11 protein-coding genes are annotated in these 17,162 nt (G+C 72.6%); 8 read left to right on the top strand and 3 right to left on the bottom strand.

The features are described from left to right. The first annotated feature begins 38 nt into the window (after nt 1-38). From OG247_RS31390 to OG247_RS31375, 4 genes are all read left to right on the top strand, one after another. Nucleotides 39-1,448 (top strand): DUF11 domain-containing protein, encoded by a 1,410-nt coding sequence (locus tag OG247_RS31390; protein WP_327255330.1) that lies wholly within the window; start codon nt 39-41, stop codon nt 1,446-1,448. Nucleotides 1,449-1,528: 80 nt separating this feature from the next. Next, the gene (locus tag OG247_RS31385; protein WP_327255329.1) at nt 1,529-3,670 is read left to right on the top strand and encodes a lectin-like domain-containing protein; all 2,142 of its coding nucleotides are present in this window, start codon (nt 1,529-1,531) and stop codon (nt 3,668-3,670) included. 132 nt (nt 3,671-3,802) lie between these two features. Then, nucleotides 3,803-5,893 carry a DUF11 domain-containing protein gene (locus OG247_RS31380; protein WP_327255328.1) on the top strand — a complete coding sequence of 697 codons (2,091 nt, stop codon included), beginning with the start codon at nt 3,803-3,805 and terminating at the stop codon, nt 5,891-5,893. 200 nt (nt 5,894-6,093) lie between these two features. Further along, nucleotides 6,094-6,531 (top strand): DUF7144 family membrane protein, encoded by a 438-nt coding sequence (locus OG247_RS31375; protein ID WP_327255327.1) that lies wholly within the window; start codon nt 6,094-6,096, stop codon nt 6,529-6,531. A 117-nt stretch (nt 6,532-6,648) separates the two neighbouring features. Here OG247_RS31375 and OG247_RS31370 read toward each other — a convergent pair whose 3' ends face one another. Together OG247_RS31370 and OG247_RS31365 are read right to left on the bottom strand one after the other, a co-directional pair. Beyond that, a complete protein-coding gene (locus tag OG247_RS31370; protein WP_327255326.1) occupies nt 6,649-7,158 on the bottom strand; it encodes a DUF3291 domain-containing protein in 510 nt (169 codons plus the stop codon). A gap of 31 nt (nt 7,159-7,189) precedes the next feature. Then, nucleotides 7,190-7,906, bottom strand: coding sequence for a helix-turn-helix transcriptional regulator (locus OG247_RS31365; RefSeq protein ID WP_327255325.1), 717 nt, complete (start codon nt 7,904-7,906; stop codon nt 7,190-7,192). Between the two features lie 242 nt (nt 7,907-8,148). Between OG247_RS31365 and OG247_RS31360 the strand changes: the two genes are divergently transcribed. Next, nucleotides 8,149-10,131 (top strand): CASTOR/POLLUX-related putative ion channel, encoded by a 1,983-nt coding sequence (locus OG247_RS31360; protein ID WP_327255324.1) that lies wholly within the window; start codon nt 8,149-8,151, stop codon nt 10,129-10,131. Between the two features lie 63 nt (nt 10,132-10,194). On the opposite strand, the gene OG247_RS31355 is transcribed toward OG247_RS31360, so the two are convergent. Then, nucleotides 10,195-12,168, bottom strand: coding sequence for an FAD-dependent oxidoreductase (locus tag OG247_RS31355; protein WP_442813671.1), 1,974 nt, complete (start codon nt 12,166-12,168; stop codon nt 10,195-10,197). A gap of 388 nt (nt 12,169-12,556) precedes the next feature. Between OG247_RS31355 and OG247_RS31350 the strand changes: the two genes are divergently transcribed. The 3 genes from OG247_RS31350 to OG247_RS31340 all read left to right on the top strand — a co-directional run bounded on the left by OG247_RS31350 (nt 12,557) and on the right by OG247_RS31340 (nt 17,153). Then, nucleotides 12,557-14,167, top strand: a complete 1,611-nt coding sequence (locus OG247_RS31350) for a phospholipase A2 (RefSeq protein WP_327255322.1) — start codon at nt 12,557-12,559, stop codon at nt 14,165-14,167. Between the two features lie 204 nt (nt 14,168-14,371). Continuing rightward, nucleotides 14,372-16,759, top strand: a complete 2,388-nt coding sequence (locus tag OG247_RS31345) for a proprotein convertase P-domain-containing protein (protein ID WP_327255321.1) — start codon at nt 14,372-14,374, stop codon at nt 16,757-16,759. Between the two features lie 238 nt (nt 16,760-16,997). Next, the gene (locus OG247_RS31340) at nt 16,998-17,153 is read left to right on the top strand and encodes a hypothetical protein (protein ID WP_327255320.1); all 156 of its coding nucleotides are present in this window, start codon (nt 16,998-17,000) and stop codon (nt 17,151-17,153) included. Nucleotides 17,154-17,162: the final 9 nt, after the last annotated feature.

The following is a 17,162-nucleotide window of genomic DNA, read 5'->3' as shown; positions in this document are numbered from 1 at the left end:
GCGAGTCGTCTCCCCCCGAAGGGCACCCGATGCGACGTGTGGCGAGAAGCCGCGCCGACGGCCCGTACCGGCACCGGCGCACGGTGACCGCCTTCTCCGTGGTGGCGGCCTGCTGCTTCCTCTCCGCGGCGCCTTCCGCGGCGTCGGACCCTGCGGACCCCGGCACCACGGTGTCCGAGTCCGCGTCCGCGTCCCCGGAACCTTCGGTGTCCGCCGTACCGCCGACGCCTGCCGCCGGTACGGGGCGGGTGGACGGGTCCGGGCCGGACACCGGAGCCGCTGCCGGCTCGCGGCTGCGGGAGAGCGCGGATCTGGCGGTGTCGGGCACGCTGCGGCCGACGGCGGCCGACGGCCCGGGCGACCGGGACGACCGGGACAACCGCGAGAACGCCGCCGCGGCGGGCCGGGAGACGTTCGACTACGTCGTGACGGTGACCAACCGGGGACCGTCCACCGCCCGGGAGGTGCGCGTCACCGACCGGTTGCCGCTCGCCCTGGAATTCGTCTCGTCCCGCGACGGCTGCACCGCGAGCGGCCGGACGGCGGTGTGCGGGCCGTTGGCCACGCTGGCGGTGGGCGGCTCGCACGCGTGGGTGATCACCGTGCGGCTCGCCGCCGGCTACCGCGGAGACGGTACGGACATCGTCAACGAGGCGGTCGTCGACGCGGCCACGTCGGACCCGGACTCCCGGAACAACACGACCTCCCTGACCGGCCTGGAAATCCCGCCCAGTGCGCGGACCGCGGATCTGTCGATCCGCAAGACGGCGGTGCTCGGAGAGGGACGGGAACACGTCCGGCCCGGCGAGAAGTTCACGTATCTGATCACGGTGCGCAACGCCGGCCCGGCAACGGCGCGACAGCTCCAGGTCACCGACCTGCTGCCGTCGTCGCTGACCCTGCTCTCCTCACCCGATGACTGCGCGGTCGCGAAGGACGGGGACCGGCTGGTGGTGTGTCCGCCGCTGGCGCGCCTGGCGGCCGGCGAGAAGGCGGAGTACCGGATCACGGTCCGTACCGTCACCCGGGACCGGGCGGCCCAGCCGCCGCCCGAGAAGTGCGCGCCCATCGAGAACGTCGCCCGTGTCACCTCGGCGAGTTTCGACCCCGACCTCTCGGACAACGCCAACGGGCCGGGGACCACCGGGCCGGGCGGCGGGCGGCTGTGCCTCGTGTCCGGAGGGCGCGGGGACCAGCACGACGGGCACGACGGGCACGACGGCCGGCACGACGGTCGTGAGGACAGCCGCGAGGACGGTCACGGGGACGGTCGCGGGGACGGCCACCACGGCCGCGACGACCACCACGACGGCCGCGAGCAGCACGGCGGCCGCGGCGACCTGGCCGACTCCGGGGCCACGGTCCCGGCCTGGCTGCTCTGGGCCTCCACCGCGCTGGTGGCCGCGGGAGCGGCGCTGCGGGCGGCGTTCCGGGTGCGGCGCCCGTGACCTGCTGTTCGCCGCGGCCCCCGCGGCGAACGACCTCCGCAAGCCCCACCGCAGCGCGAGAAGACGAGGAACGTTCCGGTATGACGATGCCCCGGAGTGCCCGGAGTGCCCGGAGTGCCCGGTGGCGCAGGGCCGCCGCCGCCTTGCTGTGCACGGCGGCGCTGGTCCTGCCGGCAGCCCTCGCCGCGCCCGCGACGGCCGGCACGGCCGCCTCCACCGACCCCGCCGGCGGCCCCCGGCCCCGTGCGCTCGCCTTTCCCGTCAACGAGAACTTCGACAGTTCCACCAACCTGGGCGGCACCAGCGGCAACGCGAGCTATCCGGACGGCGGCGGCTGGCTGCGGCTGACGTCCGCGAGCTCCACCCAGGCCGGCACCTGGAAGCTGAAGGACTCCTTCCCCACCACGCTCGGCATCCTCGCCGAGTTCAGGTACGCGAGCTACGGGGGAACCGCCTTCGAGGGAAAGCGCGGTGACGGGCTGTCGTTCTACCTCGCCGACGGCGCGGCGGCCGACGGGACCGGCTCTTCCGGCGGAGCCCTCGGCTACGCCTGTTCGGGTGCGGCGGACACCTGCGCGACATCGGGCGTACCGGGCGCCTATCTCGGCATCGGGCTGGACGAGTTCGGCAACTTCTCCTCGAACACGGTCGGAAACGGCGGCCCGGGCGCCCAGCCCAACAAGATCGTGGTGCGCGGCGGAGGCACCGGCAGGACGGGGTACCGCTTCGCCACGTCCGCCGACGGGCCGGGCAAGACCGTGGAGACGGGCAGCCGCGCCAAAGAGCGCACGGTGCGCGTCTCCCTGCTGCCCAGCGGTACGAAGATGCTGCTGTCGGTGTGGTCCGACAGCGGCCCCGGCACGGCCATGACCCAACTGATCACCGACTTCGACGTCACGGGCATCACGGGTCAGCCGAAGCTGCCGGCCACTTTCAAGGTGGGATTCTCCGGGAGCACCGGCGGCGCCACGAACATCCACGAGATCGACGACCTGCGCATCAACGTGCCGGCCGACCTGACCATCGCCAAGACGGGCTCCCCCGCGAGCGTGTCCGCCGGCGGCGGACCGGTGACCTACACCCTGGCCGTCTCCAACAGCCAGGCCAACGAGGTCACCGGCGCCGCCGTGCGCGACACCGTTCCCGGGCTGACCGACGTGACCTGGACCTGCCGCGCCAACACCGGCGGAACCTGCGGGAGGGCCTCCGGCAGCGGGAACGCCCTGGACACCACGGCCGACTTCCAGCGGGGCGGCTCCGTCACCTACACGGTCACCGGTACGGCGCCGGCCCAGCCCGTCACCCTGTCCAACACGGCCACCGTGACCGCCCCGGCGGACCGTACGGACACCAATCCGGCGGACAACAGCTCCACCGCGGCCGCCACGGTGGTGACGGCGCGCGCCGATGTGGCCGCGGAGAAGGAGGGGGTCGGCCCCGGACCGGTGGTTCCGGGCCGGGAGTTCGCGTACCGGATCACCGCACGGAACCTGGGGCCCTCCCACACGACCGCGGTCCAGGTCTCCGACACCCTTCCCGGGCCGCTGCGGTTCGTCTCCTCCGCCGACGGGTGCACGGCCTCGGGACAGCAGCTGTCCTGCCCGGTCCGCGATCAGCTGAGCGCCGGGACGAGCACCTCGTGGACCGTACGCGTACGGCTGGACCCGGCCTACCAGGGCGACGGATCGGACCTCGGGAACGTCGCCTCCGTCCGGCACGCCCTACCCGATCCGCAGCCCGCGAACGACACCAGCGCGGCCGCCGCCCCGCCGGGCGGGGTAGCGGCCCCCCAGGCCGACCTGTCGCTGGTGAAGGCCGTCGAGACCCGCTCCCCCGTGGCACCCGGGGAGACCTTCACGTACACGGTGACCGTGCGCAACGACGGCCCGTCGGTGGCCCGGAGGGTCACGGTCGCCGACCCGCTGCCGACGGCGCTCGCGTTCGTCGCGTCGGCCGGAGGCTGCACCGCCGTCGGCCGGGACGTCACCTGCGGTACGGCGGCGACCCTGGACCCGGGCGGGGTCCGGTCGTGGACCTTCACCGTGCGCCTCGACCCGGCGTACACCGGTGACGCGACGGGCCCGCGGAACACCGCGACCGCCCGCGCCGACACGGCCGATCCGAACCCGCTCGACAACAGCGGCTCCGGCGGTGTGCCCGGCGGGCGCGTCCGCCCGCCGAGCGCCGACATCGAGCTCGCCAAGCGCGCGACGGCGGGCTGACCGGGCGCCTCCCCTGACCGAACCGCCCGGACTCCCAGCACTCCCAGGACTCCCCGGACTGCCTGGACTCCCCCGAACTCCCGTACAGCTCTCCCTGTACGGTCCTCCCGCACGAAACGGAAACGATGCGCGATGACGACGACACCAGGCCGGCGGCCGGCGGTGTGGGCCGTGGCTCCGCTGCTCTGCGCCGCGGCCCTGTGGGCCGGACCGGTCCCCGGGGCCGCCGCCCTGCCCGGCGGCGGGCCTACGGTCGAGGTGACCACGCTGCGGGCCAAGGCCCCCGGTGACCTGATCACCTACACGCTGACCGCGAGGAACAAGGGCCCGTCGGTGGCCCGGAAGGTCACCGCCACGGACAAGCTCCCCAACGGGATCTCCTTCGTGGGCTCCTCCGACGGTTGCACCGCCGTCGCGCAGACCGTCACGTGCGGGCCCGAACCGCAGCTTGCCGCCGGGGAGACCAAGAGCTGGAGCTTCCAGGCCCGGCTGAGCCCCTCGTACCAGGGCGACGGGTCCGACCTCGGCAACAGCGCCACGGGCAGCTCCGAGGCCACCGATCCCGACCCCGCCAACAACAAGCCGGATCCGGTGCTGCCTCCGGGGCCCTTCGATCCCGTGTCGGACCTGGCCACGGTCAAGACCCCGCTGGGCGCGGGGCCGACGGTCCCGGGCCAGGAGTACGAGTACGAGGTCCGTACGACCAACAAGGGCCCCTCGGACGCGCGCAACGTCGTGGTGACCGACGCCCTGCCCGTCGGGCTGGCCTTCGTCTCCTCGGCCGACCCGTGCACGGCGTCCGGACGCACCGTCACCTGCGGTCCGCTGGCCCGGCTCGTCCCCGGCGGCGAGGTGGTGTGGACCTTCAAGGTGAAGCTGGACGCCGCCTACTCCGGTGACGGCAGCGACCTGCGCAACACGGCGACCTCCGCCTCCGCGTCCAAGGAGCCGGAGCCCGCCGACAACACCTCGCAGGCCGTGCTGCCGCCGGGCGGGGTCACCGCCCCGCAGGCCGACGTGTGGACGACCAAGCGGACGGCCGACAGCACTCCCGTCGCCCCCGGACAGACCTTCGACTACGTGGTGAGCGCGACCAACGACGGCCCGTCCCGGGCCCTCGGCACCGCCATCACCGACAAGCTGCCCGCGCAGCTCGCCTTCGTCTCCTCCCCCGACGGCTGCTCGGTCACCGACGGTACGGTCAGCTGCGGCCCGGTGGCCGTACTGGAACCCTCGGCATCCCGGACCTGGCGGTTCACCGTCCGCCTCGACAGCAACTACACCGGCAACGGATCCGACATCCGCAACACGGCGACCGCCGGCTCGCGGACCAAGGACCCCAAGCCGGAGAACAACACGAGCAGCCCGGCCGGCCTGCCCGGCAGCACCGTCAACAAGCCGACCGCGGACCTGGAAGTGGTCAAGGAAGCCGTCGGTACGAAGCCTCCGGTGCCGGGCGAGACCTTCGACTACCGGATCCGGATCTCCAACAACGGCCCGTCGGCCGACGCCTTCAACGTCAAACTCACCGACGCGCTCCCCGAGGGCCTCTCGTACGTGACGTCCTCCCCGGCCGGATGCACCGCCGCCGGACACCTGGTGGCGTGCAAGCGCACCAGCCCGCTCAAGGTCGGCGAAACGGTCGAGTACCTGCTCACCGTCAAGGTGGACCCCGCCTACGCCGGAGACGGCAGTGACCTGAAGAACACCGCACAGGTGACGGCCGACAACATCGACCCGGCGAGCGGGAACGACACGAGCACCGCGACCGTGCCCGGCGGGCACGTCACGGCGCCCGCCGCGGACCTCGCCATCACCAAGAAGCCCGTCCAGACCAGCCCCGTGGCCCCGGGCGAGACCTTCGACTACGCCCTGACCGTCACCAACAACGGCCCCTCCCAGGCCGAACAGATCACGGTGTCCGACACACTGCCGACGGCGCTGAGCTTCGTCTCGGGCGACGCCACGTGCACCTCCGGACGGACCGTCACCTGCGGCGCCCTGCCGCGGCTGGCGCCCGGAGCGTCGATGACCTGGGTGATCAAGGTGAAGCTGGACCCCGAGTACACGGGGAACGGCTCCGACATCCGCAACACCGCCACCGTCGACTCCCTGACCGGCGACCCCAAGCCCGCGAACAACACGAGCGCGGCCGCCGGCCCGCCCGGCGGCACGGTCAAGGACCCGACGGCCGACCTGGAGGTCGGCAAGACGACCCCCTGACCAGCAACTCGTACGGAAGGCCGGCAGGGCACCCCGCCCCGCCGGCCTTCCGGCGTACGCCCTGCGCGACGGCGCCGCGGGACCGGGACACCGTACGAATTCACCCGAATGGCGGCGCTCGAATGTCCCCGCGCGCCCCCGCCACGGACGCTGGGCGCAGCGCAGGACCCTCGGCGTCCCGCCCGACGAAGGAGCCTCCCGTGGCACAGGCAACGCCCCCCAGCAGGGCCCCCAACAGCAGGTACACCGCCGACGAGAACCCGTGGGCGACGAGCGGCACCGTGTTCGCCGGTGTGCTGATGCTCGTGGAAGGCGTCCTCGGCATCCTGAAGGGAATCGTCGGCATCGCGAACGACGACGTCTACGCGAGGGTGGGCGACTACACCTTCAAGTTCGACGTCACGGCGTGGGGCTGGATCCACCTCGTCCTGGGCATCGTGCTCGTGGTCGTGGGTGCCGGCATCCTCAAGGGCGCGGACTGGGCCAGGGTCACGGGCGTGGTGATCGTCGCGCTGGACATCATCCTCAACTTCCTGTGGCTGCCCTACACGCCGCTCTGGGCCCTCATCTCGATCGCCATCGGCGTCTTCATCATCTGGGCCCTGTGCACGGACAAGAACCGCTTCACCGCCTCCTGAACGACGTACCGGGCGTCCTTCACGGTCCGCGTGCCCGCAGGCGGTCGGGCGGGGTGGACGGGAAGGACGCCCGGGAGGGCCGCCGGGGAAGGCCGCCCGGGCTTCGGCGTCCCTGCTTCAGACCGCCGCCGAGTCCCCGGCGGGCGTCGGCCGCACGCTCCGGGCGGCCTCGGCCGCGGTGTAGGAGGAGGCGAAGGTGAACGCGCGCGGGGACGGCCCGTGCGCCCGCAGGTCCGCCAGCTGCTCCAAGGCCTCCCCGACGGTCGGGAGGTGCCCGGCGGGGACCCACCAGAGCACCATGTGCGCCTCGACGTGCCGTTCGAACCATTCGCGGCGCCGCCGCATCACCTCCAGGTGGCCGCTGCGGTAGGCGAAGTCCCACAGCGCCTCCTGGGTCTCCCACACCGACAGGTTGACGATGACGTTCTCGCCCGCCGGGCGCAGGCCGGTGGCGTCGGCCGCTCCCTCCTCAGCGAGCCGCCACACGAAGCCGGGCGCGCCGTCGGCGGCGGTGTTGACCGGGTCGAGCATCTCGACGAAGGGCGCCACGCGCGGGTCGTCGAGCGGGTGGCGGAGCGTCGCGACGTTGAGTTGGGCGAGGTGGGCGGCATGCGGGGATGCGGTCATGGCCTCATCCCAGCACGAGCCGTTTTCTATGTCAATCATCATTGTTTTTAGAAGACTCGACCACCACGCAGCACTCCCCCGGCCGGGCGTCCATCCGGGCGCGGACGGGACCGTCCGCACCGAGCAGCCCCTCCAGGAGCGCGAGGTTCATGCCGCAGACGAGGGGAGGGAAGCGTTCGGCGACGGCGTGAAAGGGGCAGTTGCGCATACGGACGACGCGTGCGGCTGCCCCGGGCGCGCCCTCGACGCCTTCGGCGTCCCGAGCATCCTCCGCGCCCTCGGCGCCTTCCAGGTGCGGTTCGTAGCCGCGGGCGGCCAGCATCTCCATCGCCTCTTCGAGGCCCCCGCAGGGCGCCGCCGAGCCGCGCAGGGCCTCACCCCGGCCGCGGGCGGCCGCGCAGAGCCCTGCGTCCAGCCCCGCTTGCTCGGCGGCCTCGGCCAGCAGCTCGGCGACCGTGCGGTAATCGCGGGCGGGCAGCGACACCGACAGCTCGACCCGCGCCCGCGTGTACACCTTGGCGGGACGGCCCGCCCCCGGCCCCGAGCGGCCCGTCAGCCGGCGGCTGCCACTCTCCAGCAGCCCGGCCTCGGTCAGCCTGTCCAGATGGTGCGCGGCAAGCGTGCGCGCCACCCCGGCCGCCTCGGCGGCCTCGTTGCGGCCGACTTCACGACCCTGCGCCACCACGTACTCGTACAGGCGGCGCCGCACCGGATCCTGCAGCACCGCGATCACATCGATGTCCTCCACCCGGCCATTCTAGGAACAACGCAGGTTGGAGAAAGAAAAGCGGACCGGCCACACAGCACGCTTCACCTGAGCCGAAGTCCGCCTCCGCCCGCCTCCGCCCGCACGGAGGTCATCCGAGATGCGTTCATACCTCTGAGTGAGGTCGGTGGGGATCACGGGGGCGGGAGCGGACTTCTGCCTAGGGTGGCTCCCGGCGGTACGCAGCCGCTCCGATCCGCGCGTCGACTCATACGGGAGCTTGTGTGGCGCAGCAGCACACGACGTCACTCCGGCTCCGTCTCCGGTACCGCTTCGACCATCTGCTCTCGGGCGGGACGACCGCACTCATCGGCTGGCTCGCCCTGGCCTGCCTCGCCGTCGTCCTTCCGGCCAGCGCGGTCCTCGTCTGGTCCGACCGGGCCGCCCCGGCCACGCTCTCCGGCCGGCTCACCGCCGTGTGGGTCAGCGTCGGCCAGACCCTGAAGATCGGGGGTGCGGTCGGCTCCCCGCTGTACGTGCTGGCCTCCGTATCGCTCGCGCTCGTGGCGCTGCTCTTCGTGTCGACCCTGGTCAGTCTGATCACCACGGGCATCAACCGGCGCATCATGCTGCTGCGCCGGGGTCACTCCACGGTGCTGGAGGCCCGGCACACCGTCGTACTGGGGTGGTCGGACCAAGTGTTCCCCGTGATCGGGGAACTCGTGGCGGCCAACGCGAACCAGCGCCGCTCCGCCATCGCCGTACTCTCCCCGCAGGACAAGGTGTGGATGGAGGAGGAGATCTCCGCCCGCGTCGGCGAAGGCGGCAGGACGCGGATCATCTGCCGCAGCGGGAGCACCACCGACCCGGCCGAGCTGCGCCGGGTGAGTCCGCGCACGGCGAGGGCGGTGCTGGTGCTGCCTCCCACCGGGGACACCGGGGACGCCCACGTGGTGAAGACCCTGCTCGCCCTCGACGCGGCCGTCCACGGCTCCGGGGAGGCGGAGGGAGAGGCGAAGGGGGAGGCGGTGGTGGTCGCCGCCGTCCGTGACTCCCGCAACCACCTGACCGCCAGGCTGGCCGCCGGGCCCGCGGGGCACGTCCTGTGCGTGGACGACATCGTCGCCCGGCTCCTCGTCTCGACGGCCCGGCAGCCCGGTCTCTCGCTGGTCTACTCGGAGTTGCTGGACTTCGACGGCGACGAGTTCTACCCGGTGGCCCCCGGGGACCTGGTGGGGCGTCCCTTCGGCGAGGCGCTGCTGTCGTTCGACACGTCCTCGGCGGTCGGCCTGCTGCACGGCGGCGGGAGCGTCACCCTCAATCCGGATCCGGGGGCGACGATCGGCCCGGCCGACCGGATCATCGTCATCTCCCGGGACGACGACACGGCCGTACGGGCGGACGCGGCCGCCCACGTCGAGGACGACGCGATCGTGACGGCCGCACCCGCGACCGCCCGGGCCGAGCGCCTCCTCCTGCTCGGCTGGAACCGCCGCGCCCCGCTCGTCATCGAGCAGCTCGACCAGTACGTGGGCCCGGGGACCACCCTGGACGTCGTGGCGCTCGGCGTGCACGCGGCCACGGGCGGCGCCCGGGGCGTCACGGCCGCGCGGTCCCGCCTCGAAGTCTCCTTCCACGACGGTGACATCACCGACCCGCTCACCCTGGCCAAGCTGGACGTGCCCTCGTACGACGGTGTGATCGTGATCGGTGAGACGGAGCCCGAGGCCGTGGACGGGGCCGTGGACGGGGCCGCGGCCGCGCCCATCTCCTCCCTGGCTCCGGTGACGGATCCGCAGGCGCGGGCGGACGACAGGACACTGGTCACCCTGCTGCACCTGCGGGCCATCGGGGACACCGCGCGGCGGGACATCGCGCTCACCACCGAGATGTCCGACGACGGAAACCGGCTCCTCGCACCGGCTCAGGACGGCGCCGACTTCATCGTGAGCGGCAGGCTGATCAGCCTGCTGATGACCCAGATCTCCGAGAGCCCGTACCTCGCCGCTGTCTTCGAGGAGCTGTTCGACGCGGAGGGGCACGAGTTCCACCTCAAGCCGGCCACGGACTACGTACGGGCCGGTCATGAGGTCTCGTTCGCCACCGCCGTCGAGGCGGCACGGCGGCGCGGGGAGTGCGCGGTGGGCTACCGGCTGCGGGCGCGGAGCACGGCGGGCCCCGACTACGGGGTGCGGATCAACCCCGACAAGCGCCTGCGCGTCCGCTTCTGCGCGGAGGACTCGCTGATCGTGCTCGCCGAGAGCTGACGGCTGCCGGCCGGCCGGGCGGCAGCCAACCGCTGACCGCCGGCGCCGCCGTCGGGGCCGCCGCTACGCCGTGTGCACTTCCAGGGCGGTCCGCACCGCGGATTCCAGGGCTCCCTCGATCCACGCGGGCTTGATGGAGGTGTGGCATCCGGCGAAGTGCAGGTTGCCCTCGGCCTTGCGGACGTGCGGGAAGAGCTCGGTGTGCTGGCCGGGCAGCAGTACGGACGCCTCACCGTAGGCGTACGGGTCGCGCATCCAGGACTGGGTGCGGCCGACGCCGGTGTAGAACACCTCGACGCGCTGCCCGAACACCTCCTGAACTCCGGCGAGGGCGCGCGGGTAGCGCTCCTCGTCGTCCAGGGAGTCCCACTTCAGGGCGTCGTCCGCCCAGCTGTAGGAGGCGAGGATGACACCGCCGGCGCTGCCCTCGACGGGGTAGGAGGGCTGGAACATGAAGCGGTTGGGGTTGTCGGTCACCGAGCCGCCGCCGACGACGCGGGCGGCCTCGGGCTGATCGCGGGTGACCACGCGGCTGGCGGCGTAGTGGGAGCGCTGGCCCGCGGAGATGTGCCCCTCGGGCACGGAGGGGTGGGCGCCCAGCAGGGTTCCGTTCGCCGGGCTCTGACCGGTCTGGTACTTGCGGTAGAGGCCGGGCTGCACTGCCTCCAGCTCGCGCTTCCAGTCGGCCTCGTCGAACTCCCACCAGCGGCGGCTGAATTCGAGCAGCACCTTGGTGGCGGCGTCGTAGTGCAGCTCGGTGACCGCGCGCCGCTTGCCGTACGAGAGCGCCGGGGTGATGGGGATGTGGCGCAGCCCCGAGAAGGGGACGGTGATGACGGCGGTGTCGGCGGTGAAGGTCTCGCGCCGCACGGGGCTGCCGCCGCGGCCCTCGGAGACGGTCTCGACCGTGACCTTGCCGTCGCCGTGGACGATGCGGGTCACCCGGCGATCGAGGCGTACGAGGTCCTTGACCCGCGCGTACATCGCGTCGGCCAGGGTGGCGGTGCCGTCGGGCAGTTCGTAGAAGGCGGTGTCGGGGCTGATCAGCGAGGCACCGATGAAGCTGTGCACGAAGGCGAGGTGCAGGCGGGAGGTGAGGTTCTCGACCGTTCCGATCAGGTCGATGGTCCGCTCGTCGAGCTTGGCCTCCTCCGTCAGGAAGCGGTACATCGACATGTGTCCGTAGCGCTGGATGACGCGCGCCCAGCCCTCGACGAGGTCCTTGTCCTTCTTGCCGTCGATCTCCCCCCGCACGGGGGCGAAGGCGTCGCGGACGATCTTGGATGCGGGCACGGACTCGTACGCCTGCGGTACTCCGAAGGAACGATTGAGCGCCTGCGGGGCGCGCGCGTAATCGGCCCGGCGGACGCGGATGCCGTTGACGTGGATCCAGGTCCGGTAGGCGGGACGGCCGGCCGCGTCGACGTCGACCAGGTGGAAGCGCCTGCGCTTGAGGCCGAGACCGTCCATCAGCCCGGTGACCAGCGGGTGGCTGTCGGGGATGCGCATCGCGCCGGCCTCGGCGTACTGCTTCGGGTCGGCGAAGGCCGGGGCGGCTTTCTCGTGGCCGCCGGTGCGGAAGGTCTTGATCCGGCCGCCCACCCGGTTGGCGTTGGCCTCGATGACGGTGACCTTGTGTCCGGCCTCGCGCAGGAGGTGCGCGGCGGTGAGGCCGGCCGGCCCGGCGCCGACGATCAGCACCTTCTTGCCGGGGCGGCGCGAGCGGGGCAGGCCGTTCCTGAGCAGGATGTCGGCGTAGCGCGGTACGAGCGGCTGGTCCTCGTCGTCCCGTACGAGGATGGCCCGGGCCACGGTCAGGCAGGTGCTCCAGTCGGCGACGGCGGCGCCGGGGACGGCCTGCGAGGTCTCGGCGGAGGTGACGGCCACCGTCAGCCCGCCGGCCGCCGCGACGGCTGCCGCGCCGGCGATGACGGTACGGCGGGAGGGCCGGTGGGAGGGCCGGTGGGAGGGCGCCGGCGCGGGCTCGCCGGATGCTCCGGAAGCTTCGGGGGCTGGGGAGTTGGCATCGGGATCCATGATCATGACCCAACTCTTGCCGCCCGCCCGGGCCCGAAGGGCCAGAAGAGGCCCCCGCGGGCAAGGACCACCCGGACGTGCGAAGCGCTCCGGCTCGTGCTGACGAACTGGCTTTCGTACCAGCGACCTTGGAGCCTGCGGCCGTGGTCGACCGGGAGGGCGTCCGGGGAGCGGGCGCCGCGCGGGCGGGACGGGAGCGTCACCGTACGGGCAACCGGGCGCCATCGAAGGGGTATCGGGGCGGGCGATGGCGGAGGCATAACGGATCGAAGGGGCCGGTTCCTAAGTTTCTCGTTGCCGGCCGAGAACGACCGGTTCGAACAGGCGAAACAGGGGCCGCCCGCGAGGGCCTGGACCGCATGCCGCCGGTGACCCGAAGGAACCGAACGTGCGCAGAATCGCGCTTCCCGCAGTGACGGCACTGTCACTGGCCCTGCTGCTCCCGCAGTCCGCCATCGCCGAGGACGTCCCCTCCCCGGCGCTGGAGGCCGGGGAGACCCGGCTGATCGGCCCGGGTACGTACCAGTCGGTCGACGACACCTTCCAGATATCCGAGAACGACGTGTCGTACGGCCTGATGAGCCGGACCCACACGGTGGACGGGAGCGCGGCGGGCGTCGCCCAGGCCCAGGACGCCCCGGCCGCCCGCGCCGACCTCGGGGTGTTCGGTCCGAGCTGGGAGGCCGAGTTCGTCGGCGGCCAGCTGAACCGCAAGCTGGTCCCCGGCTCCGGTTCGATCACCACCACCGACCTGGACACCGCCGAGTCGGTCCGCTACGACCTGACCGACTCGGTGGCCGGCGCCAACGGCGGCAGCATCAACACTTACAAGGCGTCCGACGGTTCCACCCTGGTGGAGAGCGTGCAGTGGGACGACCTCGCCGGCGTGCTGAAGACCACGGTCACCGAGACGCTCAACGTCAACCTCACCCAGGCCGCCTCCGGTGACGACGTGCCGCTGGACTCCTCCGGGAACCCGATCCCGGCTGCCTCCCTGAAGCCGTCCTACACCTGGAAGCAGGTCGGCGGCAGCGGCGACAACTGGCGGGTGACGGCGGTCGGCAGCGCCGCCTTCAAGCAGACGACGGTCACCTACGACAGCACCGGCCGCGTCTCCACCGTCAAGGACCCGGCGCGTGCCGACGTCCCCGCGCAGACCGTCAAGGTCAACTACGCGGCGGCCACCACCGCATCCGGACAGACCCTCGGCGATGTCGCGGGCCAGGTCAAGGACATCACCGTCACCGTCGGCCAGACCGTGCAGACGCTGGCCCGCTACTCGTACGACGGCTCCGGCCTGCTCCGCAAGGTCGACGACCCGGCGGCCGGCAGCCAGCTCAACACCTACAGCTACGACGCCTCGGACCGGGTGGTCGCCGCCTCCGCCGAGGACGGCGCGTCCTGGCAGCTGACCTACTCCGGTGACGTGGCCGCCCCGCAGTCGGTGGAGACCACCGGGATCCGCCCGGAGGCCGGCAGCGCCGTCCAGGGCGCCCCCAGCGAGGCGACGCCGGACGGCGTCGCCCCGGCCGCCGAGGACTTCACCGGCGGCGAGATCACCTCCGCCCAGGCCTACCCGAGCTACTGCTCCCGGCCCGAGTCGTGGATGTGGTACCAGTACAGCGGCTGCTCGACCAAGGTCGCCCACTACGGCTGGCACAACCCGAGCTGGCGCACCACCCCGACCGGCGCCAAGATCAGGGGCATCTCGGGGGACCACTGCAGCAACAGCCCCGACAAGCCCGGCGGCTGGGACTTCCGTGCTGCTTGCGACTCGCACGACTACGGCTACGGAACCATCGGCAACGCGTACAAGGGCTACCGCTACTACCTGGACACCAACAAGGGCATAGCCACCGACGTCGCGTTCTACAACATCCTGTACAGCAACACCTGCCCGGCGTACTTCTGGAAGAGCGCCTGCCGGTCCACCGCGTACACGTACTACACCGCGGTCTTCTACAAGGGCCGCCCGAAGAACGGTGCCAACGCCACCTGACGGGCAGCGCCACCGCAGGGGGACCGGGCAGTGCAGCGAGCGACGCTGCCGCCCCGTCCCCCGCCCCCGGGGCCTGAGCACACGGCCCCGCTCCCCTGAACTTCCAGCCCTGAACTCGCGGGCTTCACATGCGAGTTGCCCCCCTCCTCTCCTTCTTTGCCGCCGCGGCACCGCCCGCTCGGTGCCTACTCCCTGGAGCCTGTCGTGAAGAGATCTGTTGTGGCCGTCGCGATGGCCTCGGGCCTGCTGCTCGGTGCAGTGCCCGCGGGCCTGGTGCCCCTGGTCGGGACGGCCCCGGCGGCGGCGGCCGGCGAGGTCCCGGTGGATCCGGCGCTGGAGACCGGGACCGCGGGCGGCGGCACGGTCCGGGTGAACGTGGTGACCCAGACCCGCTCCGGCGTGGCCACGGCCGCCGCGGCGGGCGAGACGGAGGTGGCGTACGACCGGCTGCCGATGGTCACCCTCACGGTGGGCCAGGCGGGGCTCACCCAACTCCGCTCCAACCCGGCCGTGGTGAGCGTGACGGAGGACGTCCCGGTCCCCGCGATGCTGGACGGCTCGACGGTCCGGATCGGCGCGGACAAGGCATTCGCCGCCGGCGCCACCGGGGCGGGCACCGCGATCGCGGTGATCGACACCGGTGTCGCGAAGAACCACCCCTTCCTGAGCGGCCGGGTGACGGCCGAGGCCTGCTTCTCGGTGAACGACGAGAGTTACGGCGCGACCAGCCTCTGCCCGAACGGCGAGGCCTCCCAGGAGGGCACCGGCAGTGCCGACGCCGACACCGGCAGCTGCGCGGAACTGGGTGCGGCCTGCTCCCACGGCACCCACGTGGCGGGCATAGCCGCCGGCAACGGGACCGGTCTGAGCGGCGCCCCCAAGCGCGGGGCGGCCCCGGGCGCGAACATCGTGGCGATGCAGGTGTTCTCCCGCTTCGACTCCGACGACTACTGCGGCGCCGGCAACAGCCCCTGCGTGCTGAGCTTCACCAGCTCGCAGGTCAAGGCGCTGGAGAAGGTGTACGCGCTGAAGCAGTCCGGCACGGACATCATCGCGGCCAACATGTCGCTGGGCGCCGGCCGTTGGACCACGGGCTGCGACACCGACCCCCGCAAGTCCGTGATCGACAGCCTGTACTCGGTGGGCGTGGCGACGGTGGTCGCGGCCGGCAACAACGGGTACGGCGACGCGGTCAACGCCCCCGGCTGCGTCCCGTCGGCGGTGACGGTCGGCGCGACGACCAACGACGACCAGGTGGCCTCGTTCAGCAACCGCGGCCCGCTGCTGGACGTGATGGCACCCGGCGCGGCCGTGGTGTCCTCGGTCCCGGGCGGCGGCTACGCGGCGAAGAGCGGCACCTCGATGGCGGCCCCGCACGTGGCGGGGTCCCTGGCGGTGCTGCGACAGAAGTACCCTGCGCAGAGCCTCGCGAACCTGGTGGCGATGCTGGGCACCACCGGTACGCCGATCACGTACACCGGCGCCGTCACCCCCCGGCTCGACCTCGGCAAGGCCGTCGTCGGCACGGCCGCCCCCGAGCCGCAGCCGGCCGCCCGGCCGCGACCCTCCCAGGTCTTCGACGACACCGACCGGCCCATCCCGGACCCGGGCACCCTGGAAGCCCCGCTGACCGTCACCGGGGTGCCCGGCAACGCGCCCAAGGCGCTCCGGGTCGAGCTGGAGGGCACCCACCCCTGGCGCGGCGACCTCAAGATCGACCTGGTGGCCCCCGACGGGAAGCTGTACCGCCTGAAGTCCACCTCCGGCACCGAGGGGGCCGGCGCGCTCGGCGGCTTCACCGTCGACGCCTCCGCCTCCCCCGCCTCCGGCACCTGGAAGCTTCAGGTCCAGGACACGTCGGCCGGCTCCAAGGGCACCCTCCTCGGCTGGTCGCTGAACTTCCCCACCCCCTTCGCCATGACCGGCAACCTGAGCGTCCCGGACGGCGGTTCGGTCACCTCCGGCCTCGCGGTGGCCGGCATCGGCGGCCAGGCCCCGGCCGCCCTCCAGGTCGCCGTGGACATCACCCACGAGTGGCGCGGCGACGTCCGGATCGATCTGCTCTCCCCCGACGGCCGGACCTACCCGCTGCGTTCGGACTCCACCGCCGCCACCGAGAACGGCGGGGTGCTCCGCGAGACCTACCGGGTGGACGCCTCCGCCTCGCCCGCTGACGGCACGTGGACGCTGAAGGTCTCCGACCCGTACACCGGCTCCGTCGGCACCCTCAACGCCTGGTCGATGACGTTCCCCGCGTACGAGGTGCAGACCCCGCACTCGGTCCCCGACCCGGGCACCATCGAGGTCCCGGTGACCGTCACCGGCATCGCGGGCAACGCGCCGACGAAGCTCCAGGTGTACCTGCACGCCACCCACACCTGGCGCGGTGACCTGGACGTCCACCTGGTCGCCCCGGACGGCAAGGCGTACCTGGTCAAGGAATCCGTGGAGGGGGAGGGCAACGGCGTGATCCAGCAGGTCTACACGGTGGACGCCTCCGCCTCCCCGGCGAGCGGGGTGTGGAAGCTCCGGGTCGAGGACATCTCGGCCGGCTCCTCCGGGACGCTCGACCACTGGACCCTGAAGTTCTGACCGGTCCCGCCCCCCGAATCACCGGGAACCGCTCCCGAACGCCCGGCCCCCGGCTTCCGCTGCTGGGGGCCGCGGCCTTTCCGCAGGTGGGAGGGCAGGGAAGGAGAAGCGATAGCGGTCCGATAAGGATACGAAGTCCCACTCCCCTACCGTCTGTTGATGTCAGAGTGAGTCGCCCGGGGAACGGACCGGCAAGGGGCCGGAGTCCGGTGGGCGAGGGGTGAGAGGGAGTGGGGACATGGGGAACGGGCGTCTGGTCAAGGCGGTTGTGACGGTCGCGGCGGTCATCGCGGGTGTCGTACTGGCGGCCGGGACGGCGGTGGCCGGCGGCACGGCGGTGACGGCCGCGGCCGGTGGGACGACGGTCGTCGTGCAGACCGAGCCCTGGGACTGAGCGGCGGCC

Origin of the sequence: Streptomyces sp. NBC_01244 (assembly GCF_035987325.1) — a bacterium.
GTDB lineage: Bacteria > Actinomycetota > Actinomycetes > Streptomycetales > Streptomycetaceae > Streptomyces.
Note: the sequence above shows the minus strand (reverse complement) of the source record. Positions and strands in the feature narration are given on the sequence as shown.